This window comes from Amycolatopsis sp. NPDC033938, from assembly GCF_055575975.1.
The window spans coordinates 1-22,993 of record NZ_JBVIRO010000012.1; the positions used below are offsets into that span (position 1 = coordinate 1).

Consider the following 22,993-nt stretch of genomic DNA (forward strand, 5'->3'; position numbering starts at 1 on the left):
ATCACCGCCCACGCCCGATCCGTCAGCTCACCACGACCCACCACACAGTCATTGTCTGCACACGATCATGAACAAGATCCGCAGGACACGCCCTAGTTGCCCCAGCCCTGCGGCGGGTAGGTCTGCTGCTGGCTGGGGTATTGCGGCGGCTGCTGCGGGTACTGGTGGTACGGCAGGGCGGGCGGTCGCGGCTTGCTGTTCGACTTCACGAGGAAGTAGATCCCGACCCCGGCCCCGGCCAAGACCAGGAAGCCGACCACCAACACCAAAAGGAAGACCATGCCGAGAGCCTAACCGGGCTCCTGCTCACCGGCCCGGCGGCGGCTTCGGCTTCGAGCGTCTGGATCAGGAAGAAGATCCCGAACCCCGGTGAGCACGAGGAAGCCTGCTCGGTCAGCCCAGCGCGGCGTCGACGATCGCTTTGGCTTCGTCGCGGTCGAGACCCAGTTTCCTGGTCAACGCCGCGTAGTCGGCCGCCGCCTGCCTGGCACGTTCGCGGGACTCGTCACCGACGGCGCTGACGAACGTCCCCGCCCGGCCGCGGGTTTCGATCAGGCCCGCTTCCTCGAGTTCCCGGTAGGCCTTGGCGACGGTGTTCGGGGCGATGCCGAGGTCTTCGGCCAGTTTGCGCACGGTCGGGAGTTTCGCCCCGACGGGCAGCGTGCCGTCGTTGATCTGTGCCGCGTAGCCGGTGCGCACCTGCTCGAAGGGCGGGACCGAGGAGTTCGGATCGACCCTGATCATGCGATATCTCCCTGCTGGAATGCCGTGAAGGCCTCCTTCACCACCCTGAGGGTAGGGAACCGGCAAAGTCGCATAAGTGCTGGCCGGCTGCACCTCTAGAGCGGGACAAGACGAACGCGTTGTGGTGGACGCGGCGGGAGCGGGCCCACGCAAGGGGCCTCAGCCGGGTCCGGACTGTCCATAAGGGGCACTTTTCGAGACAAAAATGCCCGATTTGGGCATCTTGCACGGTTTCGCGAGGGGGTCGTGAGTGGTGTTTCGTGTTCTAGCCCGAATCGCCACTCACGACCCGGGCTGAGTCGGTGGTTTCGCGTGGCTGGATGGATGACACGCGGGAGGGGCAGGTTTCGTCGCGTGTTCTCCGTTCACTCACGTGTGCTCTCCGTCGGATCACGCGTGTCGCCCGATGGCAGGTACCTAAGACACCAGTGGCCCTCACCCGAATCGCCACTCACGACATTCCCGCGAAACCGCACCTGTAGCCCCGCGGTGTCCAAAATCAGGCCTGCCCTACCTCGGCTCGCCCTTGATCAACGGAAGATCAGGGACGTTGAGTGTCCCTGATCTTCCGTTGATCAAGCTCTACCTTGACTTTGCCGGGGCCCTGACCCTGAGAGTAGGGAAGGAGGCCTTCACGGACATCCGGGGCTACTGGCGGGGCGGGACCACCTGGGTGGCGTCACCCGCACCGCCGGTCACGACCTGCGTCCGGTCGCCATCCGCCGGGGAGACGACCTGGGTCCGGTCGGCGTTCGCGGACGACACGACCTGGGTGCGATCGGCACCGGCGTCCGCCTGCTGCTGCGGGGAGACGACCTGCGTGCGGTCGGCACTCCCGTCGATCGGCGGCCCAGCCTGCGGAGGCGGCGGCGGGAAACCGGGCTGAGCCATGCCGGGCGCGCCGAACGGGTTGGGCGCCGGGGCGCCGGGCGGCGCGAAACCCGCCGGGGCGCCGGGCGGCGGCGCGAAACCCGCCGGAACCGGGGCCGGGGGCGGCGGGAAGCCGGGTGCCTGCCCGTAACCGGGCTGAGGCGGCGGAAAACCGGGCGGGGGCTGCTGCTGCCAGTTGCCCTGCGGTGCCGGACCGCCCGCGGGCGGGGGAGGGGGCGGGAAACCCGGAGCCGGGCCGCCACCGCCGAAGTTCGGGTTCTGCGGGAAGGTCATCGGCGGCTTCTTCGCCTGGTTGGCCTTCACGATGATCACCACGATCACGATGATGATAATGATGATCGCCAAAATCAGCAGCACCCAGCCGGAGCCGTCGCCGTCCCCGCTGCTGTGCACCCGGACCCGATCCAGGTATGGCGTCAGCGTCGTCAGCATCATTCCCCCTTAAACGTCAGCCGACACCTTAACGGCCGGACGTCGCGGGCAAGGCGGCTTCCACCAGTTCGGCCAGATCTTCCGACCCTTTCGGCAGGGAATTCACCGGCCACCAACGAAGATCGTCCGATTCGTCGCTTTGTACCGGTTGCGCTCCCCGTGGTGCGCGCACGGCGAAACGCACGTCGAAATGCCGGGTCGGGACGCCGAGTGAGCAAGTGATCGGGTGGACGTCGAGATGCACCGGCGCCGGATCGATGACCAGGTCGTGAATGCCCGATTCCTCCCGTGCCTCGCGCAAGGCCGCGTCCGCGAGCGTCGCGTCACCCGGTTCGCAATGCCCGCCGAGCTGGAGCCAGCGGCCGACTCGCGGGTGCAGGGTGAGCAGGACGTTCTCCGCGTCGGCGTCCAGGAGTACGGCCGACGCGGTGATGTGCCCCGCCGCGCATTCGCGACGGCAGACGTCGTCGCGGGCGGCGAGGAAGCCCAAATAGGCCTGCCGCAAGGATTCCTGGGCCGCGTCCACGGGCCGCCAACTGGACAAAGTGGACACGACGTTCTCATGCAGGGTCACAGTTCGAGAAGTCCTTCACCGGGTTCGCCCGCGCCGCGGGCGGGTGGCAGGGCGGCGGGATGTCCGATCGCGACCGCGCCGAGCGGCTCCCAGCGCGCGTCCAGGCCGAGGACCTCACGCACGATGCCGGCCGCGAAGATGGTCGAGCCGATCCAGCACGAGCCGAGGTCTTCGGCGGCGAGCGCGACCAGCAGCCCTTGCACCGCCGCACCGCCGGCGACGGTGAACATCGTGTGCTCACAGGCGTTCCGGCGGTCGTCGCGGTAGGTGTGCGCGCCCTCGGCGACGAGGAACGGCACCACGACCTCGGGCGCTTTGTACAGGATGTCGCCGCGGCTGAGCCGTTTCGCGACCTGCTCCGGGGTGAAGCCGTCGCCTTCGAGATCGGCCTGCCATGACGCCTTCATCGCGTCGAGAAGCTTGCGGCGCAAGCCTTCCTCGCGCAGCCACACGAACCGGACCGGTTTGGTGTGGTGCGGCGCGGGAGCCGTCAGCGCCGTCGACACGGCGCGGCGCAGTACCTCGGGATCGACCGGCTCGTCGGTGAAGGACCGGATCGACCGCCGCGCGAGCACGGCTTCCCGACGGCCCTGCGCGATGGCTTCGTTGGTGCCGAGCCGGAACAGGTCCTCTTCCACCGGCCGGAGCAGTTTGCGGGCGGTGGATCCGTCGTCGGTCAGCTGAAGGCCGCGCACGACGGCGACCGGTGTCCCGCCGAGTTTGCCCTTCACCAGATCAGCGGCGGCGGCGAGTTCGTCGGCGATCGCCACTTCGGTCACCGCGAGTTCGTTGCCCTGACTGTCGACCTCGCCCGCGTAGGAATGCAGCACACGCAAACCGGACGCGCCGATCGCGGCGTCGGTCTGCCCGACCCGCCACGCGCGGCCCATCGTGTCGGTGACCACGACCGCGACCTCGACGCCGAGCCGCTCGCGCAGCCCGTTCCGCAGCGCGAGCGCGGAGGCGTCCGGATCGGACGGCAGCAAAGCGACCTCACCGGAGGCCACGTTCGACGCGTCCACGCCGGACGCCGCCTGCACGATGCCGAGTTTGTTCTCGGTGATCACCGTCCGGTTGATCCGCGCGATCACGCGGACAGACTCCTCCTCGACGAGCCTGCGCCGGGCGGCGTCACGCTCCTCGGGATCGGCCGGGACGCGGATCAGCATGCCCTCGGCCTTGGAGACGATCTTGCTCGTCACGACCAGGACGTCACCCGAGCGCAGCCAGGGGGCCGCCGTGACGATCGCTCCGGTGAGGTCGTCGCCGGGGCGGAACTCCGGGAGGCCCTCGACCGGCAGGATCTCGATCTTCGCGGAAGCGTGGTCAGTCAACGGAGACTCCCGCCAGGTCGAAAGCGGCGCGCGCCATCGCCGCGGTCGCGTCCACATCGGACATCAGCAGGGGGACGTCGCGGACGGCGACCCCGGGTACGTCGACGGTTTCCCCCTCGGCGACCAGCCAGCCGTCGAGCACGCCTTCCGGAGACTCCTTGCGAGAGCCGTAATGCCGCCCGACGGCTTCCGCGGACGTCTCCACGCCGATCGCGCTCAGGCAGGCGTCGGCCATACCGCGCAACGCCTTCCCGCCGATGATCGGCGAGATGCCGACGACCTTGGCGCGCGTCTTCCGCAGCGCGTCGCGCACGCCGGGGACGGCGAGGACGGTGCCGACCGAGACGACCGGGTTGGACGGCGCGAACAGCACGAGGTCGGCACCCGCGATCGCGTCCAGCACGCCCGGCGCCGGTTTCGCCTCGTCGGCGCCGACAGCGATGATCGAGTGCGCCTTCGGTTCGGCGCGGTAGCGCACCCACCACTCCTGGAAGTGGATCGCCTTGCGCTGCTCCGGGTCTTCGGGATCGTCGATCACGACGTGCGTTTCGACGCGGTCGTCCGACATCGGCAGCAGGCGGACGCCCGGCTGCCAGCGGTCGCACAGCGCCTCGGTGACCTGCGAGAGCGGATACCCCGCGCGCAGCATCCGCGAACGGATCAGATGCGTCGCGATGTCCTTGTCACCCAACCCGAACCAGGTCGGCTCGGCGCCGTACTCGGCGAGCTCTTCCTTGACCGTCCAGGTCTCGCCGGAGTGCCCCCAGCCGCGTTCTTCGTCGATCCCCCCGCCGAGGGTGTACATGCAGGTGTCCAGGTCGGGGCAGATGCGCAGACCGTGCATCCACACGTCGTCCCCGGTGTTCACCAGCGCGGTCACCTCGTGCGGCGATTCCGGGGCGGAACCGATCGCGGGCAGACCCAGTGCTTGTTTGACCCCCAGCAGGAAGCGGGCTCCGCCCACTCCACCGACCACAATGACGACCTTCACGACAGGCGATCCTCGCACGCGTCCGGACCCGGGGCCCAGTAGCGGTACCTGTGGTGCTCCGTACAGCCCAGGCCCTCGTACAGCTTCAGCGCGCCGGAGTTCCCCATCGCGACCTGCAGCACGGTGCCCGCGGCGCCCTGAGCGGCGGCCCAGTCGCCGATCGCGTTCATCAGCCCGCGTGCCAGTCCCCGGCGCCGGAATCCGGAACGGACCTCCAGCCGGGCGATGTGCAGCCACTCGCCGACGATCGCGCCGCGCACCGCCCCGGCCGTGACGCCGTCGAGTTCCACGACCCCGAAGCCGACCTTGCCGGTGCCGAGGACGTGGCGCGGCGCCTCCGCGGGCTCGGTGCCGCCCGTCGTCAGCTCCCACCATCCGGACGTCGGCTCGTCGAGGACCACCGCTCCCGCCGAGGTCCCGCGCGAGAGCGGTCCGGTCATCACGCGTACCTCGTGCGCGGGCCGGTGTTCCACATGGTGGACCCAGCCGTGGGCTTCGATGGCGTCTTCGGTCGACGTGTTTTGGATCACCTGGACGACCGGCGGGATGGCATGATCGTGGGCGAAGTCACAGACCTCCCGCAGGGCCTCTGGCAGCGGTTTTCCCGGGTCACCGATCGCCAGGGCGCTGTTGGCGCGGGCGGTGAACCCGGCCGCCCAGCGCAGCCGCCAGTCGCCGATCCGGCTCTCCAGCAGGGGAGGCCAGGCCTGACTGCAGGTGAGCTCGAGCATTTCCGCACTGTTCACGGTTAGATTGTGTCAAGGAAGGCAGTGGAGGGACCCGATGAGCATCGCGCGCAAGGACGATCGCCACAACGAAGACCTGGTCCGCGAGATCTCCGACGGCTTCAACCGGGCATTGGGCGCGGAAAAGGCCGTCGAGGAGAAGAACGCGGAGGCGGCGAAGCCCGCCGCGCCGAAATTCGTCATCACTGGGGACAGCAGGGCCACTCCGCCGCCTCGCCGGAAGGACCGCTGAAGGGCACATACCCGGAGTACGGATAAGGGTGGCCTAAGCGGGCCGGTCGCGCCCGTGGGCGCGTAATGTCCCGTTGCAGACTGGTGAAGCAGAGACAAAGCAGGAGTGCGCAGTGACCTACGTGATCGCCGAGCCCTGCGTCGACGTGCTCGACAAGGCGTGTATCGACGAGTGCCCCGTGGACTGCATCTACGAGGGTGACCGCATGCTGTACATCCACCCGGACGAATGCGTCGACTGCGGTGCCTGCGAGCCGGTCTGCCCCGTCGAGGCGATCTACTACGAGGACGACGTCCCCGACGAGTGGAACGACTACACCAAGGCGAACGTCGACTTCTTCGACGAACTCGGCTCGCCCGGTGGCGCCTCCAAGGTCGGCAAGACCAGTCACGACCCCGCCTTCATCAAGGCTCTTCCCCCGCAGGGCGAATGAGCCGGGTCGCTCTTCCTGATTTCCCCTGGGATTCCCTCGCCGGAGCCAAGGCGAAGGCCCAGGCACATCCCGGCGGCATCGTCGACCTGTCGATCGGCACGCCGGTGGACCCGGTCCCCGAGAGCGTCCGCGCGGCACTCGCGTCCGTGTCGGACATCCCGGGGTATCCGACCACGCACGGGATCCCCGAGCTGAGGGCCGCCGCGATCGAGGCACTTTCGCGGCGGCACGGCATCGAAGGTGTCCCCGAGGCGGCCGTGCTGCCGACGATCGGTTCGAAGGAACTGGTCGCCTCGCTGCCGCGGCAACTGGGCTTCGGCCCCGGTGATCTCGTCGTCATCCCCGAGGTGGCGTATCCGACCTACGAGGTCGGCGTGCTGCTGGCGGGTGCTTCCCTGCTGCGCGCGGACAGCACGATCGCGCTCGGCCCGCAGCGGCCGTCGATGCTGTGGCTGAACTCGCCGTCCAACCCGACCGGGCGCGTGCTCGGTGTCGACCACCTGCGCAAGGTCGTCGACTGGGCGCGGGAACGTGGCGTCGTCGTGGTCTCCGACGAGTGCTATCTGGCGCTGGGCTGGGAAAGCGAGCCCGTGTCGATCCTGCACCCGTCGGTGCACGGCGGTTCTCTCGACGGCCTGCTGGCCGTCCACTCGCTGTCGAAGTCCGCGAACCTCGCCAGCTACCGCGCCGGCTTCGTCACCGGCGACCCGAAGCTCGTCGCCGGACTGCTGGAGATCCGCAAACATTCCGGGCTGATCGTGCCGCGTCCGGTGCAGGAGGCCATGGTCGCCGCGCTGAAGGACGACGAAGCCCTTGCCGGGCAACGGGAACGCTACGCGCGCCGACGGCTGGTGCTGCGGAAGGCGTTGCTGGACAGCGGTTTCGAGATCTCGCACTCCGAGGCGGGGCTCTATCTCTGGTCCACGCGCGGGGAATCCGCGCTCGACACGGTCGACTGGCTCGCCGAGCGCGGCATCCTCGCCGCGCCGGGCACCTTCTACGGGCCGACGGGCGGACAGCACGTCCGGATCGCCCTGACGGCGACGGACGAGCGGATCGACGCGGCCGCGGAACGCCTCGCCTCCTGAGTTTGACTCGGTTTACGCCCCGTGTAGCGCGCCATGAAAGGTCCTTTCCTTGCAAAATTTGCAAGGAAAGGACCTTTCATAGCGCGCGCGGGGGTGGCGGGGGAGCTCAGGGCACATCGCGACCGGTGAAACCCCGGTAGATGAACCGCGTCAGCGCCTCGATCGCTTCCTCTTCGGAGACCGACGACGGGTCCAGCAGCCACGTGTGCGCGAAGCCGTTGACCAGTTCGGCCATCATCGCGAGCGTGAGCCGTTCCGACGCGGGCAGTTCCATCCCCGCCGCGGTGATGTACCCGAGGTGGCCGACGATGTCCGCCGCCTGATCGGCGCCGAAGCGGGCGAAGGTGTGTGCGAAGTCGTCGTTGACCATCGCGGCCTGGCGCAGCGCGAGCATCGTCGCCGCGTTGTCGCGATGGAAGTTCCAGTACTCGCGGACGTGCCAGCGCACGGCGTCCGGGTCGGTGAAGTCGGCTTTGTGCTCCGGTGAGGACGCGTTGACGTCGCTCGCCGCCGCGAGGTCCGCGAGGAGCGCTTCGAGCAGCTCTTCCTTGCTCGCGAAGTGGTTGTAGAACGAGCCCGCCGCGCGTCCGGCTTCCGCCGTGATGTCGGTGATCTTCGTGTTCAGGTACCCCTTCGCCGCGAAAACGCGCTTCGCCGCGTCCTTCAGCGCGACCTCGGTCTCCGCCGCCTTCTCCTTGCGGCTCGTCACCGTCATCGGCACCTCCTTGACACGGAAGGTTAGCAACGGTCATAGTGAATCAGGATTCACTGAATCATAATTCACTGGAGGAGAGATGACCGAGGTTCTGATCGCGGGAGCCGGGCCGACCGGGCTCACGCTGGCCATCGATCTCGCGCGCCGCGGCGTCGGTGTGCGGATCGTGGAGAAGGCCGAGACGTTCTTCGAGGGCTCGCGCGGGGACGGGCTGCAGCCGCGCACGCTGGAGGTTTTCGAAGATCTCGGCGTGCTGGACGCGGTACTGGCCGCCGGGCAGCCACCGGTACCGATGAAGCTCCACCTGGGCGGCGAGGTCGTCGGCGAGCGGATGATGGCCGAGCTCGTCGAGCCGACGCCGGACGTGCCGTATCCGAACGGCTGGTTCCTCGGCCAGTCCCGGACCGAGGGGATCTTGCGCGACCGGCTCGCCGAATTCGGGGTCCAGGTCGAGCTCGGCACCCCGCTGCTCGGGTTCGAGCAGGACGCCGACGGCGTGACCGCCGAACTGCCGGGCGAGCGGATCCGGGTCGACTATCTCGTCGGCGCGGACGGTGGGAAGAGCTTCGTGCGCAAGGCGCTCGGGATCGCGTTCGAGGGGACCACCGACGAATCGATCCGCATGCTGCTGGGTGACGTCCAAGCGGAGGGGCTCGATCGCGCGTACGGGCATTGGTTCGCGAAGCCCGAAGACCCGATGTCGGGGATCGTGCTCACGCCGCTTCCCGGGGTGCCGCACTTCCAGTTCGGGGCACCGCTGAGTGAGGAGGAAGTCGAGGCGTCGCTGGAGACGTTGCAGTCCCGGCTCGACGAGCTGTCCGGCGGCGGGGTCCGGTTGCACGATCTCGCCTGGTCGACGGTGTGGCGGCCGAACATCAGGCTCGCCGAGCGGTTCCGGGACGGTCGTGTTTTCCTCGCCGGCGACGCGGCGCACGTCCACCCGCCCACCGGCGGGCAGGGGCTCAACACCGGCGTGCAGGACGCGTACAACCTGGGCTGGAAACTCGCCGACGGTTCGGCCGGGCTGCTCGACAGCTACGAGCCCGAGCGGCGCGGGGTCGCGGCGCGGGTGCTGAAGATCAGCACCGAAATCCTCGAGAAGTACAAGGAAGGCTCGGAAGACGCGCACGAGCGCGGTGAGAACACGCGTCAGCTCGACATCGGATATCGCGGCGGCCCGCTCGCACCCGAGGCGACCGGCCGGATCCGGCCCGGCGACCGCGCGCCGGACGCGCCACTGGCCGACGCGAACGGCAAACCCGTCCGGCTCTTCGAACTGCTACGCGGTCCGCAGGCCACAGTGCTGGTGTTCGGCGACGGTCCCGCCCCCGACGGCGCGCGCCGGATCCTTCCCGCGGGCAGCACACTGTCCGATGTGGACTTCGAGGACGTCGGCGGGCACGCCTTCGCCGCATACGAGGCCGAGAACGGGCGCCAGGTGCTGATCAGGCCGGACGGCTACCTGCGCGCGATCACCGCCTGAGCGGCCGCGTCGACCTCGGCCCACACATCGCGCCACACGGCACGGACCTCGGCCCTGCGCAGCAGCTCCTTCTCCGCGATCCGGCCGGCGATGAAGGCGACCTCGGCGTCGACAGAGGCGACGACGGTGCGCATGCGATCGGCGGCGACGCAGGCGTCCTGGTGGTCCCCGAGGACGGTCTGGAAGTTCTTCGTGGCCTTGATCAGCCGCTGGATCCGCTCCGCTTGCTTCTTCTTCGCGGCGGGCTTGGCCATCTCGGCGGCGTAGCGGAGTTTCTTGCCGTAGATGCGAAGCGCGTGAAGGTCGTCGTCCGGGGGATTGGACGGAAGCGCCTTCACGGCCTTCGCGAGCTTTCGATGCGGCTTCGCGAGGCCGGCGATGAGATCCGCGGAGGTGGATCCCGCCTCGGAGGTGCCCTCCTCGGCGGCGGGCTGCCGGGCGAGACGGCCGATGTCCTGCACCATCGCGGCGTACCGGGGACTGGCGAGCGCGCGGGTGAGCCGCCGCTTCGCGACTCCGCGTTCGGTGACGAACTTCGAGACCAGACGACGCGCGGCAGGCTGGTCGCGCACCTCGAACTCCGCGACGACCTCCCGCAGATGTCCGATCAGGACGTCGTAATCCCGGACGTCACCGAGTGACTGGCCGAGCCAGCCGAGCTCCGCGCGCACCGGTTCGGCGTCCGGCCCGACAAGGCGGCCCGACAGCTTGAGGACACTGCGCATGCGGCGCAGCGCGACCCGCATCTGGTGCAGGTCTTCGGGGTCGGCGCCGGATTTGGTGCCGGGTTCGTGCGCGAGGAGCGCGCGGATCTCGACGTCGAGTTTGACCCGGACGTGGGTGGCCGCCGGATCGTCCGGCCCGGCCTTCGCGGGCCGTTCGCCGAGCCCGAGTGCGGCCGGGGTGGTCGAAGGGACGTTCTTGCGCGGCGGGGCCTCGGCTGTCACAAGATGAATTCTAGGTGAACCGACGAGGTGGTCCAGGCCGTGAGAGAAGCAAGGGACCTTTGCTCTCGCTCTCCGGGGGAGAGTGATAGCAAAGGTCCCTTGCTCTCTTTTCGCAGGTCAGTTGGCGTGCAGGGCCGCGTTCAGCTCGATGCCGACGCCGGTTCGGGCGACGACCTCGACGGCGCCGGTTCCGGAATTCCGCCGGAACACCGCACCCGAGATGCCGGACAGCTCCAGCGCCTTCACGACCTTGCCCTCGAAGGTCACCTTCGTGCCCGCCGTGACGTACAGGCCTGCCTCGACGACCGAGTCGTCGCCGAGCGAGATGCCGACGCCGCCGTTCGCGCCGATCAGGCAGCGCTCGCCGATGGAGATGACCTCCTTGCCGCCACCGGACAGCGTGCCCATGATCGACGCGCCGCCGCCGACGTCGGAACCGTCGCCGACCACGACACCGGCCGAGATCCGGCCCTCGACCATGGAGGCGCCGAGCGTGCCGGCGTTGTAGTTGACGAAGCCCTCGTGCATGACCGTGGTGCCGTTGGCCAGGTGCGCGCCGAGACGGGCGCGGTCGGCGTCGGCGATGCGGACACCGGTCGGCACGACGTAGTCCACCATCCGGGGGAACTTGTCCACGCCGTAGACGGTGACGTTGCCGCGCGCCCGCAGCCGCAGCCGGGTCGCCTCGAAGCCCTCGACGGGGCACGGTCCGTGGTTGGTCCACACGACGTTCGCCAGCAGGCCGAAGATGCCGTCGAGGTTAGCGCCGTGCGGCCGGACCAGCCGGTGCGACAGCAGGTGCAGGCGCAGGTAGACGTCGTGCGCGTCGCCGGGGGCGTCGGCGAGACGGGCGACGGTCGTGCGGACCGCGACGACCTCGACACCGCGGTCGGTGTCCGGACCGAGCTGGGCCGCGGCGGCCTCGCCGAGAGCCTCGGAGGCCTCTTCGGCGGTCAGCCGCACCGTGCCGGGCTTGTCCTCGGCGCTCTCGGTCAGCTTGGGCAGCGGGAACCAGGTGTCCAGCACCGTGCCGTCGGTAGTGACGGTGGCCAGTCCGACGCCGGTGGCGCCGGTCGTTTCGGGATCAGGGGTCTGCTCGCTCACGCCCTGAACGGTAACCCAGTGACCTGCGTCAACCTCCGACGAGGCTCTTCACGCTGGTCAACGCCGCCGACATGTCGACGAGCGCCTGGCCGCACGCGCCGCCGGGTGCCGGCTGGTCCTGGCAGTTCGCGGTGCGGAACGCGGCGATCGGGCGATCGAGGGCGTCGGCGCTCGTCGAAAGGTCCGGCCTGCGCTTGCGGACGCTGCCCGCGGCGCTCGAGAGTTCGGTGACGTACTTCTGGCAGCCCTTGGGCGACTCGGCCCCCGGTGTCAGGTAGCACCGGTCGGTGGTCAGTGCCTTGAGCTTGATCGGCAGCACGTCCGGACCGGCGCTCCGGGTCGGTTTCACCGTCACCGGGACCTCGCCCGATCCGCAGCCGCTGACTAGCAGGAGAAGGGCGACCAAGACCGCTCGCATGCGCACTCCCTCACGGTAGCCCTGCGGCCCCGCCGGTACGGTGCGGGCATGCCTTCGCTCGATCTGCACGCGGACCCTGTCGACCTCACCGCCGCGCTGGTGGACATCTTCAGCGTCTCGGAAGAGGAGAAGGTCATCGCGGACGCCGTGCAGGCCGCGCTGGAGACGCAGGCGCCCCACCTCGAGGTGATCCGCAACGGCGACGCCGTCCTCGCCCGCACGAACCTCGGCCGTCCTTCGCGGGTGGTGCTGGCGGGGCATCTCGACACCGTTCCGGTCAACGAGAACCTGCCGGTGCGCCGTGAGGGGACCGGTGACGACGAGATCCTGCACGGCCTGGGCACCGTCGACATGAAGAGTGGCGACGCTGTCTTCCTGCACCTCGCCGCCGCCCTGCGCGAGCCTCGGCACGACGTCACCTTCGTGTTCTACGACTGCGAAGAGATCGAAGCGACGAAGAACGGTCTCGGCCGTATCGAGCGCGAGCTGCCCGAGTGGCTGCGAGGCGACCTCGCGATCCTCGGCGAGCCTTCGAACGGCGGCATCGAGGGTGGCTGCCAGGGCACGATGCGGATCGAGATCCGCGTCGAAGGCGTCCGGGCGCACACCGCGCGCGGCTGGATGGGCGTCAACGCGATCCACGGCCTCGCCGAGCCGCTGCGCAGGCTGGCCGAGTACACCCCGCGAGTGGTCGACATCGACGGCCTGACCTATCGCGAGGGCCTGCAGGCCACGAAGATCGGCGGCGGGGTCGCGGGCAACGTCGTCCCGGACGAGGCCGTGCTCACGATCAACCACCGCTTCGCCCCGGACCGGAGCTCGGAGCAGGCCGAGGCACACCTTCGCGAGGTCTTCGAGGGCTACGACGTGAAGGTGGTCGACTTGTCGCCAGGCGCTTTGCCTGGCCTGAGCGTCCCCGCGGCGGCCGAGCTGGTCGCGGCGGCCGGTGGCAAGGCGGTCGCGAAGCTGGGCTGGACCGACGTCGCGCGCTTCGCCGCTCTCGGGATCCCGGCGGTGAACTTCGGGCCCGGCGACCCGACGCTGGCGCATACGCGACAGGAGCATGTGCGGGCCGGTGAGATCCGCCAGGTTGCCGCGGTGCTGCGCGCGTTCCTCGGCTAGGTTCGCGCTGACCTGCGGAAAGAGAGCAAGGGACCTTTGCTATCGCCCCGGCGAGTCCTCTTCCGCGCCCAGCAGGAGCAGTCCACGCCGCAGCAGGTCCGCGGCCTCTTCGACGCGCCCTTGGTCGAGAAGCAGCCCTCCCGCTTTGTCGACCGAAGCGGCCAAGACGCCGCGAGCGTCGTGGAGCGCTGCTACGTCGATGGCGTGCGTGAAGCCCGCTTCGGCGGCTTCGAGATCGCCACGGGCCAACGCCAGTGAGCCCCGCTGGAACATGAGCGAAGCGGAGTGCGGAGAGTCCGCAGGGATGGCTTCGGCCGCTTCGGCGAGCAGCGCGGCGGCGTCGTCGAGGCGACCGAGTTCGCGGCAGAGGTCGGCGAGTTCCAGGGTGACGGCGTGATCGGGCGCGGCCGCCCTTGACGCGCGAAGGTCCGCGAGAGCGCCTTCGAGGTCGTCGGCACGACGGACCAGGGCCCGCGCGAACAGACACCGGGCCAGCACCGGCCGCAACGCGCGCTCGTGAAGCAGATCGTGCAGCACCGATACGGCGGCGGCGGCGTCGGCCACCCGCCCTCCGCCGAGGTAGGCCTCGACCAGTCGTCGTTGGTTCTCGGTGAGTTCGGTCAGGATCTGCTCGTCCCCGCGAGCCAGCCGTAGCGCCTCGCTCGCGTGCTGCGCGGCCTGAGCGGTCTCGCCGAGGCGGAGGTGCCCTTCGGCGAGGTATCCCCGCAAGGTCAGCAGGAGCAGCGGATGCGGATAGCCGTCGAGGCTCGTGTCGAGCGCGGTCCGGAGCAGGTGCATCCCGTGGTGCGGCTCGCCCCAGCCGATCAGGACGTTCGCCCGCAACGCCATGGCCAGTTCGCGGTACGGCGGGATGTCCTCGCTGAGGGCGGCTTCGGCGGCGGCTATCAGTCGCGGCCGATCGTCGCTCTCGCTGTACCGCGCGAGCCACAGCCAGGCGAGTCCTGCCTGGCGCGCCCGGCCGATCCGCTCCGCCCGACGAGCCAGCCGCCGCATCTTCGGAGCCGAGCCGTTCCCCGAGAGGAAGTCCGAAGCGGCCATCGCGATGTCCAGATCGAGCCGGACGTCGTCGCGGGGCGAGGTCACGCCGAGCAGTTCGCCGGTGTCGACCCCGAGCTGGGTGGCGAAGTGGCGCAGCGCGTCACCGGACGGGGTCCGCGCCCCCGTCTCGACGGACGAAACGTACGCGGCGGTGTAGTGCGGCTCGGCGAGTTCACGCTGGGTGAGGCCGCGCTCGGCGCGCAGCCGTCGCAGTCGTCCACCGACCTCCTCGCCCATGTCCGAGAACGATACGGCCGAGCACGCAGAAAGCGCCTTCGGCTCCCTCGGCCGCGGCGCCCGCTACGGCACCGAGAAACCGATCCCCTTGCTCATCGGTCGGAACCTCTTGACGGCGGCTGTCCGAAGATCGGGCATTTTCGCTGGTCGAAAGTCTCGACGTGAGGTGAGTGCTTGCGCCGTGCCGCGGCGAGGTGTTCGGATGCTCAGTGAGGTCACCGATAATTGTTTCGGTTCTTACTGACGATTCCTGATCCTGATTTCTTATTGTCGCGAACCCCCTTTCGATATTCTGTCAAGAATGGACGAACAATGGTCGCTTCGAGTGTGTATGACGGTGAGGCCGTTGCCATCGTCGGCATGGGATTGAGGCTGGCAGGGGGGATCGGTGGCCCCGGTGAGCTGTGGCGATGCCTGGTCGAAGGACGTTCAGTGGTCGGCGACCTGCCCGAGGGGAGGTGGGCCGCGTATCGGGCGTCCGGACCGGCTGCTTCGGCGGCGGTGAACGGGGCGGTCAGTCGCGCCGCCTACCTCGAGAACGCAGGGGGATTCGACGCCGACTTCTTCGGTGTCACGCCGCGTGAGGCGATCTACATGGACCCTCAGCAACGTTTGATGCTCGAGGTGGTGTGGGAGGCACTGGAGCACGCGGGGATCGCACCGTCCTCTTTGGCCGGGAGCGACGCCGGGGTGATCATCGGGGTCGGTGGCGGTGAATACGGGCAGATGCTGCTCGCCACTCCTGAACAGATCGAGCCTTGGAGCAGTATCGGCGGGAGCTACTGCGCCGTCGCCAACCGCGTGTCCTACTTCCTCGATCTTCACGGACCGAGCTTCGCCGTGGACAGCGCCTGTTCGTCGGCGCTGGCGTCGCTGCACCTGGGCGCTCAAGCCCTGCGGGCAGGCGAATGCGAAGTCGTGATCGCCGGCGGTGTCAATCTCATCGCGGCTCCGGCCCAGACGCTGTCGCTGGGGGCCTCGGGCGCGCTGGCGCCGGATGGCAGGAGCAAGCCCTTCTCCGCCGCGGCTGACGGATATGGGCGAGGGGAAGGAGCCGCCGTCGTCGTCCTGAAGCGGATGGCGGACGCCCGTCATGACGGCAACGAGGTGCTGGCGGTGGTGCGGGCGTCCGGGATCCGGCAGGACGGCCGGACGAACGGCATCATGGCGCCGAACGGCGAGGCACAGATAGAGATGCTGCGCGGCATTTACGATCGGGCGGGAATCAGCCCCTCGGCGGTCGATTATCTGGAGGCGCACGGAACGGGCACCCCCCTCGGGGATCCGGTGGAGGCCTCGGCCGCGGCGACCGTGTTCGGGGCAGGCCGATCGGGCGAGAAGCCGCTGCTGATCGGTTCGGCCAAAGGCAACGTGGGACATCTGGAAGCGGGCGCCGGCGTCGTCGGTGTCATCAAAGCGGTCTTGGCGATGCGGAACGAGGTCATCCCGCCGACGGTCGGCGCCGGCGAGGGCGTGAACCCGGCGGTCCTGACGTCGCGGGCGGTCAGGGTGGTCGCGGAGGCGACCCCGTGGAAGCGCCGCACTGACCGGCCGAGACTGGCCGGTATCTCGAGTTTCGGATACGGCGGCACCATCGCGCACACCGTCCTCGAAGAGGGCGATCCGGTGACGGCCGGACCGTCGGACGAACGCGACGGCAGGCCGAGGACCTTGGTCCTGTCCGCCGCGTCGCCGGCGGCCTTGCGCGAGTCCGCGGACCGGCTGGCCACCGCATTCGAGGTGGAGCGACTCGACCTCGACGCCGTGGCGGGAACGCTCGCGGTGCGCCGCTCACACCTCGCGTGGCGGATGGCGGTGGTCGCCGAGAACAGGGCGCAGGCCGCCGATCGCCTGCGGGCCTGGTCGGTCGAGGGAGACGCCGGCCTGGTGCGCCTACGCAACGGTGGCGTACCGACCCCGCCGGTCTTCGTCTTCTCCGGACATGGTTCCCAGTGGGTCGGCATGGGCCGGGAGCTGCTCGCGCGCAGTGCGGAGTTCGCTGGGGTTTGCGAGGAGTTCGATCCGATCTTCCGCGAAGAGGCGGGGTTCTCCCTGATCTCCGCGTTGGAGAGCGATGACCTGACCAGAACCGACCGGATTCAAGCGATCCTGGTGGCGATGCAGCTCGGCTTGACCCAGGTGTGGCGGGCACAGGGGGTCGAGCCGGCGGCGGTCGTCGGGCATTCGATGGGCGAGATCGCCGCGGCGGCGGTCGCCGGAGTGTGGAGCCGCCAGGACGCGGTGCGGTTCGCGTGTCGCCGGGCTTCGCTCTTGAAATCGGTGGCGGGTCGCGGTGCCATGGCGGTGCTGGACATCCCGTTCGGTGAGCTCGAGGCGCGGCTCGCCGGCGAGGCCGGCCTGGACGCGGCGGTGGAGCCCGCGCCGGGCTGGTCCGTGGTGTGCGGCGACGCGCACGAGGTCGCCGCGTTCGCGGCCGAGCGGGAGCGGAAAGGCACCGTCGTCCGCCGTGTCGCCTCTGATGTCGCCTTCCACGGTGTCCACATGAATCCTCTGCTCGGCGATCTGGGCGAAGCGGCCGCGGATCTCGAGATCGGGCCCGCCCTTCTCCCGCTCTATTCGTCTTCGCTCACCGACCCGCGATCGACGGCTCCGCGAGACCCGGCTTACTGGCAAGGGAACATGCGGAACCCGGTGAGGTTCGCCGGCGCGATCACGGCGCTGCTGGAGGACGGATACCGGCATTTCCTCGAAGTCTCCTCACATCCCATCGTGCGGCAGAACATCGACCAGACCGCGGAGCAGCTCGGCGTGGACGGGGTGACGACGGCACATTCCTTGCGGCGCGCCGAACCGGAGCTGGCGGAGATCGCCGGACAGCTGGGTGTGCTGCACTGCGCCGGCGCGCTCGTGGACTGGCGGAAAGCCTGGCCGGAACCGCCGAGCGCCGACCTGCCGCTCACCGCGTGGCAGCACCAGCGGTTCTGGCTGCCGGACGCCGTCAACGACCAGGGCGGTGAGCACGACGCCGCTTCACACCTGCTGCTGGGGGCGCGCACCGCGGTGGCCACCACTCCGCCCGCGACCGTATGGCAGACGAGACTGGCACCCGGCAACCGGCCGTACGACGAGCCGCATACGGTCCACGGCGCGGATATCGTGCCCGCGGCGGTCCTGCTCGGCACGTTGATCGCCGCGATCTCTCCGGAGAACGGTGAACCACGACGGCTGCGCGACGTGGCCTTGCGCACGCCGTTGCCCGCCGAACAGGATCGCGCGGTGCAGGTCGTCGTGCAGGACGGTGTGGCGGTCTTGAGCTCGCGGCCGCCTGGCGCGCACGCCGACTCCGGCTGGATCACCCACACGTCCGCGCGAGACGGTGGACCGGTCGCCTTGGGCCCGGACGCGGCCGACGGCGACGAATCGGCGAGAGGCGACGGCGAACCGGTCGGCAACGAACACGTGCTCGACCTGCTCCGGCCGCTGGGAGTCTCCGGGTTGGCCTTCGAGTGGCAGGTCGATCACCTGGAACACGACACGCGGGCGGTGACGGCCACCGTGTCCCTCGCCGGCCGCGCGCCGAGCTGGGTCGTCATCGCCGACGCGGCCATGACACTGGCTTCGTTGCCGCTGGCCGACAAAGGCGTGTACCGGATGCCCGCCGCCGTGGAATCCGTGGAGTTGCACGGCCCTTCTCCCGCGGAGGCCCACATCGAGGCGCGGCTGCGCGAGGGCAGTGCCGACACCATCGACGTGCGACTGCGCGGGCTTGACGGGACATCGGTGGCACGGTTCACCGGTCTGCGGTTCGGAGTCGTCGACGCCGAGAGCGCGCAGGTCGCCGATCCCCCGGTGTTCCTGCATGGGATGAGCTGGCAGCCGGTGGAGACTTTGCCCTCGACGGCCGAACCCGCTTCAGTCACCCTTGTCACGCCGGAGTCCACGCCGGACGCGGATCGGCTCGTCCGGCATCTCAGCCGGAACGGTGTCCAGTGCTCCCTCGCCGACGGCACAGGGACAGCGTGGAACGGTGAAGGTGGGCAACGGCATGACATCCTGTTCCTGGCTCCGGCGACGACGGCGAGCGGCGCGATCGACACCGGCTACGAATCGGTTGTGCGGAACCTGATTTCACTGGTGCACAGCACGCAGGCGGCGATCCGGTCCGCCGGATCCACGCGGCTGTGGGTGCTCACCAACGGCGCACGCGAGTGCGTGGACGAGGCCGCGCTGGCCCAGCGCCCGCTGTGGGGAGCGACGCGGATCATCGCCGCGGAGCACCCGGAACTGCGGTGCGGCGTCATCGATCTGGACGATGACGAGACGGGAACGCTCGATCTTCTCGCCGAGGTGCTCCGGCGGCCACCGAATGAGGACTGGCTCTCGATCGGCGCGGGTGTGCTCAGGGCCGCCCGTGTCGTTCCCCGGCCCGATCGCGCGCAGACTCCGCGTACCCGGCTGAATCCGGACGCCACCTACCTCGTCACCGGTGGACTCGGGGCGCTCGGTCTTGAGGCGGCGCGGCACCTGCACGCGCGTGGCGCGCGCAACCTGGTGCTCACGAGCAGGACCGGCCTGCCCGATCGGTCGAGCTGGCCGGAGCAGCGCACCGGCGCCGTCCGCCGCGCGATCGATGTCATCGAAGAACTGGAGAGCGCGGGAACGACCATACGTCCGCTCGCCCTGGACGTGACCGACTTCGAGCTGGCGCGGGCCGTCCTCACGCCGGAAGCGCTGGGGCTACCGGAGATCCGCGGCGTCGTCCACGCGGCAGGCACCGTCCGCGGCTGCCTCGTCGACACGTTCGACGAGGGGCTCGCCCGCGACACCCTCCACGCGAAGGTCAAGGGTGCGCTGGTGCTGCATCGGTTGTTCCCGCCGGGCTCGCTCGACGAAATGGTCTTGTTCTCCTCCACCGCACCGTTGGTCACCCTGCCGGGTGTCACGGCCTACGCCGCCGCCAACACCTTCCTCGACGGGCTGGCCGCGCACCGCCGCGGTCGAGGCACGGACACCGTCGCGATCGCGTGGACCGCGTGGCGGGACACCGGGATGGGGCGCCTCAACGCTGACAGCCTGCAGAGCATGCAAGCCCAGGGGTTCGGTGGCATCACCCCGGCCGAAGCGCTCCAGGTATGGGACTGTCTGCACACCGTCGATGACGGCTACGCACTCGTGGTGCGTCCGGTCGGACCTCCCCACGGAGGCCGCCGCGCGCTCTTCGAACACGTCGTCGATCCGGCGGACCCGACGCGGGATGGCCGATCGAGCACTCCGCGGGCGTCGCTTCGTGACCTGCCCGAGGAAGAGATCCACGACGCGGCGATGGCCGAAGTGTGCCGCCTGGTCGCCGAGGTGACCGGCGTACCCGTGGAGCGGGTGGAGCCGGATCGCCCGTTCAGCGACATCGGCCTCGACTCCGTCATGAGCATCTCGATCCGAGGCAGGCTTCAGCAGAGCACCGGGGTCGAGCTGCCCGCGAGTGTCATGTGGACACACCCGACCCCGGACACTCTGGCGCGGTACCTCGGTAAGGGCGCGGCGTCTGGCCAGTGGCATGAGGCGGGACTCAGCGACCCTGCAACGCCTTCACGTTCTGCCCGAACGTCCAGTTCCGCGAGCCGTCCCAGTTGATCGACCAGGTCATCAGGCCCTTGAGCGACGGAATGCTGCGCCATGCCTGGGAAACCAGGCTGGGCGACATGTACCCGCCACCGGCACCGGCTTGCGCGGGCAGCCCAGGGGCCTGCTTGTCGTAGGGAACGCGGATCGTCTGGCCCTGGATCACCAGACCCTTGTCGAGGCAATTCGTCTGCGCGACGAAACCCTGAACCGTCCCGGCCTGATACGAATCGCCCGAGCAGCCGTACATGCTTCCGTTGTAGTACTGCATGTTCAGCCACCACAGCCTGCCGTTGTCCGCGTATTTCTTGACGATCGGCAGGTAGGCGCCCCAGATCGATCCGTAGACCACACTGCCACCGGTGACGTACGCGGTTTCCGGTGCCATGGTGAGCCCGAAGTTCGCAGGCATCTGGGCGAGTACACCGTCGATGATGCGGATGAGGTTGCTCTGCGACGGCGAAAGCGAGTTGATGTTCCCGTTGCCGACGAGACCGGTCTCGATGTCGATGTCGATCCCGTCGAAGTTGTACTTCTTCAGGATCGGCACGATGGTCGAAACGAATTTGTCGGCGACCGCGGTGGAGTTGAGGTCGATTCCCGCGGCGGCGCCCCCGATCGACATCAGGATCGTCGCGCCCGCGTCCTTGGCGGCGCACATTTCGGCCGGGGTCGCGACCTTCACAGTCGCGTCCATCCCGTCCTCCCATTTGACCGTTCCGTCGGACAGGATGACCGGAAAGGCGGCGTTGATCACGTTGTACCCGTTGGCTTTGATCCGCGCGTCGGTGATCGGGATCCAGCCCATCGGCGGATGGACGCCGTTCGAAGCGCCGTCCCAGTTCTCCCAGTAGCCCTGCAGGACCTTGCCCGCGGGTTTCGACTTGACCGGGCAGACATCGGCGTCCACCGAGGCCTGCGCCGGGGTCAGGACGACGAGGGTGGTGACGGCGAGTACCGCCGCGCCGGTGATTGCGAGCAGCCGTGAGACGCGACCGAACATACCCAGCTCCCATCTCGAAAGCGGTTGTGAACGAACAGGAAGCGGCCGTTCGGCTCAACATAGGTCGCCGTGCATGAGTGGCGCTACCGACGATCGGGTGGTCTAGACCAGATATCGAAAAGTTGTCCGGAATTCTCCCGGTGAAAGCACGAGGGCCATCTCACGAGGCCGGGTGTCCTCGTGAGATGGCCCTGGTATTCAGGTGGTCAGACGGTGATGGTCCAGCTGTCGAGTGTGCCGGTGTCCTGAGCGTAGGCGTCGTAGATCACGAGCGTCCACGTGCCGGAGGCCGCCTCACCGGTCACCGGGACCGAGTAGTTCCGGGTGTCGAGATCGGTGCACGGCAGGGAACCGGTCGGCTTCACCGAATACGTGCTCCCGTCCGGGGCCTTCAGGCTGATCCTCAGGTCCTCGGAGCAGGTGTGCGTTCCGGTGATCGTCACCTTCACCGGCGAGACGGCGTTGCCGGTCGCGGTGGAGGTGATCGGGCTGTTGACCGTGGCGTAGTCGTTGAGCGCGTAGTCGGTGCCGTTGCTGAACGTGCGCACGCCTCCGGTGCCGACGGTCAGCGTGTACTGCGCCGTGCGGTCCACCGAGACGCCGTCACCGGTCACCGTGATCGTGCTGGTGCCGTTGGGCGTGCTCGCCGACGTCGCGATGGTGAGCGTCGAGGATCCGCCGGACTGGACCGACGCCGGGTTGAACGTCGCGGTCGCCCCGGCGGGAAGCCCGCTCGCGCTCAGCGAAACCGCTTGCGCCGAACCGGAAGTCGTCGTGGTGTTGACCGTGACGGTCGCCGACTCTCCCGCTTGGACGGTGCCCGACGTCGGCGAGAGGCCCAGCGAGAAGTCGTTGCCCGTCGGTGCGCTGACGGCGAGCTTCCAAAGCGCGTAGGCGATCGCGTCGCTGTTCTTCTCCAGCGGGGTGTCCGGGATGTTGGACAGCGTGTCGCAGGCGCGGTGGTAGCAATTGTCGAACGGTGCCCCGGCCGTACCGCCCCATTTCTGTTGCTGCGCGGAACTCTTCGTGTAGCCGGCCCCGGTCGCGAGGCCGCCGACCGGGATACCCGCGCTCTTGAACGACGCGTGGTCCGAACGGCCGTCGCCCTCGGTGTCGCCTTCGGTCTGGATGCCGATCGAGGTGAAGTACTCGTCGAACATCGCCTTCACCGAAGCGACGTCGTCATAGACGAAGTAGCCCCAGTTGGTCGAGCCGATCATGTCGAAGTTCAGGTAGGTCTTGATCTTCGTGCGCTCGGTCGAGGGCAGGTTGCTGACGTAATACTTGGAACCGCGCAGACCGGACTCCTCGTCGGCCCACCAGCCGAAGCGGACCCGCTTGGCCAGCGTCGGGTTCTCGCGGGCCAGCGTCAGCGCGACTTCGAGGATCGACGCCGATCCCGAACCGTTGTCGTTGATGCCGGGACCCGCGCTCACGCTGTCGAGGTGCGCGCCGAGCATGATGACCTGGTTCGCGTCGCCCTGCGGCCATTCCGCGATCACGTTCTGGCTCGAACCCGCGCAGGTCGTGCAGGTCTGCAGGGTCACGTTGTATCCGGCGGCCCGCAGCTTCTGCTCCACATAGGACACGGACGCCGGATAGCCGGGACGTCCGGAGGCGCGGTTGCCACCGTTCTGGTTGGCGATCGTCTGCAACGCGCTGAGATGCGCTTTGACGTTGGCGAGTGAGATGTCCGGTGCGGCGGTGCTGGTCGCGGCCGTGACCGCTTGCGCGGGCGCCGTCACGACACCCAGTACGGCGGCCATGCCGACCACGGCCACGCCTAGTCGCTTTCCCCACTTCATTGCCGGGGTTTCCTTCCGGTAGTGGTCCGTGAAGGCCACCTTGAGGGACTCAGAG

The 22,993-nt window shown here is 69.0% G+C and carries 20 protein-coding genes; 6 read left to right on the forward strand and 14 right to left on the reverse strand.

Going from position 1 to position 22,993, the window contains the following annotated elements; translation table 11 throughout:
• Window positions 1-92 precede the first annotated feature (92 nt).
• The 7 genes from ACZ5ZX_RS26770 to ACZ5ZX_RS26800 all read right to left on the reverse strand — a co-directional run bounded on the left by ACZ5ZX_RS26770 (window position 93) and on the right by ACZ5ZX_RS26800 (window position 5,697).
• Window positions 93-281 carry a hypothetical protein gene (locus ACZ5ZX_RS26770; protein WP_465504725.1) on the reverse strand — a complete coding sequence of 63 codons (189 nt, stop codon included), beginning with the start codon at window positions 279-281 and terminating at the stop codon, window positions 93-95.
• Window positions 282-393: 112 nt separating this feature from the next.
• Entirely contained in the window at window positions 394-744 is a 351-nt protein-coding gene (locus tag ACZ5ZX_RS26775; RefSeq protein WP_465504726.1) for a GntR family transcriptional regulator, read from the reverse strand.
• A gap of 648 nt (window positions 745-1,392) precedes the next feature.
• On the reverse strand, window positions 1,393-2,067 hold the full coding sequence (locus ACZ5ZX_RS26780; protein ID WP_465504727.1) for a hypothetical protein: 675 nt from the start codon (window positions 2,065-2,067) through the stop codon (window positions 1,393-1,395).
• A 28-nt stretch (window positions 2,068-2,095) separates the two neighbouring features.
• Window positions 2,096-2,641, reverse strand: a complete 546-nt coding sequence (locus tag ACZ5ZX_RS26785; protein ID WP_465504728.1) for an NUDIX hydrolase — start codon at window positions 2,639-2,641, stop codon at window positions 2,096-2,098.
• The gene (locus ACZ5ZX_RS26790) at window positions 2,638-4,032 is read right to left on the reverse strand and encodes a coenzyme F420-0:L-glutamate ligase (RefSeq protein WP_465504729.1); all 1,395 of its coding nucleotides are present in this window, start codon (window positions 4,030-4,032) and stop codon (window positions 2,638-2,640) included. Before ACZ5ZX_RS26790 ends, ACZ5ZX_RS26785 begins: the two co-directional genes overlap by 4 nt.
• The gene (gene cofD / locus ACZ5ZX_RS26795) at window positions 3,968-4,966 is read right to left on the reverse strand and encodes a 2-phospho-L-lactate transferase (RefSeq protein ID WP_465504730.1); all 999 of its coding nucleotides are present in this window, start codon (window positions 4,964-4,966) and stop codon (window positions 3,968-3,970) included. The genes ACZ5ZX_RS26790 and cofD overlap by 65 nt, the downstream gene beginning before the upstream one ends.
• Window positions 4,963-5,697, reverse strand: a complete 735-nt coding sequence (locus tag ACZ5ZX_RS26800) for a GNAT family N-acetyltransferase (protein WP_465504937.1) — start codon at window positions 5,695-5,697, stop codon at window positions 4,963-4,965. Before ACZ5ZX_RS26800 ends, cofD begins: the two co-directional genes overlap by 4 nt.
• Window positions 5,698-5,749: 52 nt before the next feature.
• Here ACZ5ZX_RS26800 and ACZ5ZX_RS26805 point away from each other — a divergent pair, with 52 nt between their 5' ends.
• The 3 genes from ACZ5ZX_RS26805 (at window position 5,750) to dapC (ending at window position 7,465) form a co-directional block, all read left to right on the forward strand.
• The gene (locus ACZ5ZX_RS26805) at window positions 5,750-5,944 is read left to right on the forward strand and encodes a hypothetical protein (protein WP_465504731.1); all 195 of its coding nucleotides are present in this window, start codon (window positions 5,750-5,752) and stop codon (window positions 5,942-5,944) included.
• Window positions 5,945-6,056: 112 nt separating this feature from the next.
• The gene (gene fdxA / locus ACZ5ZX_RS26810; RefSeq protein WP_016331413.1) at window positions 6,057-6,377 is read left to right on the forward strand and encodes a ferredoxin; all 321 of its coding nucleotides are present in this window, start codon (window positions 6,057-6,059) and stop codon (window positions 6,375-6,377) included.
• The gene (gene dapC, locus ACZ5ZX_RS26815) at window positions 6,374-7,465 is read left to right on the forward strand and encodes a succinyldiaminopimelate transaminase (protein ID WP_465504732.1); all 1,092 of its coding nucleotides are present in this window, start codon (window positions 6,374-6,376) and stop codon (window positions 7,463-7,465) included. The genes fdxA and dapC overlap by 4 nt, the downstream gene beginning before the upstream one ends.
• Window positions 7,466-7,571: 106 nt before the next feature.
• Here the strand turns inward: dapC and ACZ5ZX_RS26820 are convergent, their stop codons facing one another.
• Entirely contained in the window at window positions 7,572-8,180 is a 609-nt protein-coding gene (locus ACZ5ZX_RS26820) for a TetR/AcrR family transcriptional regulator (RefSeq protein WP_465504733.1), read from the reverse strand.
• 79 nt (window positions 8,181-8,259) lie between these two features.
• Here ACZ5ZX_RS26820 and ACZ5ZX_RS26825 point away from each other — a divergent pair, with 79 nt between their 5' ends.
• On the forward strand, window positions 8,260-9,663 hold the full coding sequence (locus ACZ5ZX_RS26825; RefSeq protein ID WP_465504734.1) for an FAD-dependent monooxygenase: 1,404 nt from the start codon (window positions 8,260-8,262) through the stop codon (window positions 9,661-9,663).
• Here ACZ5ZX_RS26825 and ACZ5ZX_RS26830 read toward each other — a convergent pair.
• From ACZ5ZX_RS26830 to ACZ5ZX_RS26840, 3 genes are all read right to left on the reverse strand, one after another.
• A complete protein-coding gene (locus ACZ5ZX_RS26830) occupies window positions 9,639-10,610 on the reverse strand; it encodes a CHAD domain-containing protein (RefSeq protein WP_465504735.1) in 972 nt (323 codons plus the stop codon). The two genes, ACZ5ZX_RS26825 and ACZ5ZX_RS26830, sit on opposite strands and share 25 nt — an antisense overlap.
• 117 nt (window positions 10,611-10,727) lie before the next feature.
• Entirely contained in the window at window positions 10,728-11,714 is a 987-nt protein-coding gene (gene dapD, locus ACZ5ZX_RS26835) for a 2,3,4,5-tetrahydropyridine-2,6-dicarboxylate N-succinyltransferase (protein WP_465504736.1), read from the reverse strand.
• A gap of 28 nt (window positions 11,715-11,742) precedes the next feature.
• A complete protein-coding gene (locus tag ACZ5ZX_RS26840; protein ID WP_465504737.1) occupies window positions 11,743-12,132 on the reverse strand; it encodes a hypothetical protein in 390 nt (129 codons plus the stop codon).
• A 48-nt stretch (window positions 12,133-12,180) separates the two neighbouring features.
• On the opposite strand from ACZ5ZX_RS26840, the gene dapE reads away from it, so the two are divergent.
• A complete protein-coding gene (dapE, locus tag ACZ5ZX_RS26845; RefSeq protein ID WP_465504738.1) occupies window positions 12,181-13,254 on the forward strand; it encodes a succinyl-diaminopimelate desuccinylase in 1,074 nt (357 codons plus the stop codon).
• Between the two features lie 39 nt (window positions 13,255-13,293).
• On the opposite strand, the gene ACZ5ZX_RS26850 is transcribed toward dapE, so the two are convergent.
• Window positions 13,294-14,550, reverse strand: a complete 1,257-nt coding sequence (locus ACZ5ZX_RS26850) for a helix-turn-helix domain-containing protein (protein ID WP_465504739.1) — start codon at window positions 14,548-14,550, stop codon at window positions 13,294-13,296.
• 312 nt (window positions 14,551-14,862) lie between these two features.
• Here ACZ5ZX_RS26850 and ACZ5ZX_RS26855 point away from each other — a divergent pair, with 312 nt between their 5' ends.
• Complete coding sequence (locus ACZ5ZX_RS26855) at window positions 14,863-20,142, forward strand: type I polyketide synthase (protein ID WP_465504740.1); 5,280 nt, start codon at window positions 14,863-14,865, stop codon at window positions 20,140-20,142.
• On the opposite strand, the gene ACZ5ZX_RS26860 is transcribed toward ACZ5ZX_RS26855, so the two are convergent.
• Both ACZ5ZX_RS26860 and ACZ5ZX_RS26865 read right to left on the reverse strand, forming a co-directional pair.
• A complete protein-coding gene (locus ACZ5ZX_RS26860; protein ID WP_465504741.1) occupies window positions 20,078-21,133 on the reverse strand; it encodes a chitinase in 1,056 nt (351 codons plus the stop codon). The genes ACZ5ZX_RS26855 and ACZ5ZX_RS26860 overlap by 65 nt on opposite strands.
• Before the next feature lie 206 nt (window positions 21,134-21,339).
• Window positions 21,340-22,938, reverse strand: coding sequence for a M28 family peptidase (locus ACZ5ZX_RS26865; RefSeq protein ID WP_465504742.1), 1,599 nt, complete (start codon window positions 22,936-22,938; stop codon window positions 21,340-21,342).
• Window positions 22,939-22,993: the final 55 nt, after the last annotated feature.

Bases quoted from the DNA above. Each gene is read 5' to 3' on its own strand.
- ACZ5ZX_RS26775 (WP_465504726.1), bottom strand. From the start codon at position 744: ATGATCAGGGTCGATCCGAACTCCTCGGTCCCGCCCTTCGAGCAGGTG.
- ACZ5ZX_RS26860 (WP_465504741.1), bottom strand. From the start codon at position 21,133: ATGTTCGGTCGCGTCTCACGGCTGCTCGCAATCACCGGCGCGGCGGTA.
- ACZ5ZX_RS26825 (WP_465504734.1), top strand. From the start codon at position 8,260: ATGACCGAGGTTCTGATCGCGGGAGCCGGGCCGACCGGGCTCACGCTG.
- dapE (WP_465504738.1), top strand. From the start codon at position 12,181: ATGCCTTCGCTCGATCTGCACGCGGACCCTGTCGACCTCACCGCCGCG.
- ACZ5ZX_RS26800 (WP_465504937.1), bottom strand. From the start codon at position 5,697: ATGCTCGAGCTCACCTGCAGTCAGGCCTGGCCTCCCCTGCTGGAGAGC.
- ACZ5ZX_RS26820 (WP_465504733.1), bottom strand. From the start codon at position 8,180: ATGACGGTGACGAGCCGCAAGGAGAAGGCGGCGGAGACCGAGGTCGCG.
- ACZ5ZX_RS26855 (WP_465504740.1), top strand. From the start codon at position 14,863: ATGGTCGCTTCGAGTGTGTATGACGGTGAGGCCGTTGCCATCGTCGGC.
- ACZ5ZX_RS26805 (WP_465504731.1), top strand. From the start codon at position 5,750: ATGAGCATCGCGCGCAAGGACGATCGCCACAACGAAGACCTGGTCCGC.
- ACZ5ZX_RS26780 (WP_465504727.1), bottom strand. From the start codon at position 2,067: ATGCTGACGACGCTGACGCCATACCTGGATCGGGTCCGGGTGCACAGC.
- ACZ5ZX_RS26850 (WP_465504739.1), bottom strand. From the start codon at position 14,550: ATGGGCGAGGAGGTCGGTGGACGACTGCGACGGCTGCGCGCCGAGCGC.
- ACZ5ZX_RS26790 (WP_465504729.1), bottom strand. From the start codon at position 4,032: ATGTGGACGCGACCGCGGCGATGGCGCGCGCCGCTTTCGACCTGGCGG.
- ACZ5ZX_RS26865 (WP_465504742.1), bottom strand. From the start codon at position 22,938: ATGAAGTGGGGAAAGCGACTAGGCGTGGCCGTGGTCGGCATGGCCGCC.
- ACZ5ZX_RS26840 (WP_465504737.1), bottom strand. From the start codon at position 12,132: ATGCGAGCGGTCTTGGTCGCCCTTCTCCTGCTAGTCAGCGGCTGCGGA.
- dapC (WP_465504732.1), top strand. From the start codon at position 6,374: ATGAGCCGGGTCGCTCTTCCTGATTTCCCCTGGGATTCCCTCGCCGGA.
- ACZ5ZX_RS26770 (WP_465504725.1), bottom strand. From the start codon at position 281: ATGGTCTTCCTTTTGGTGTTGGTGGTCGGCTTCCTGGTCTTGGCCGGG.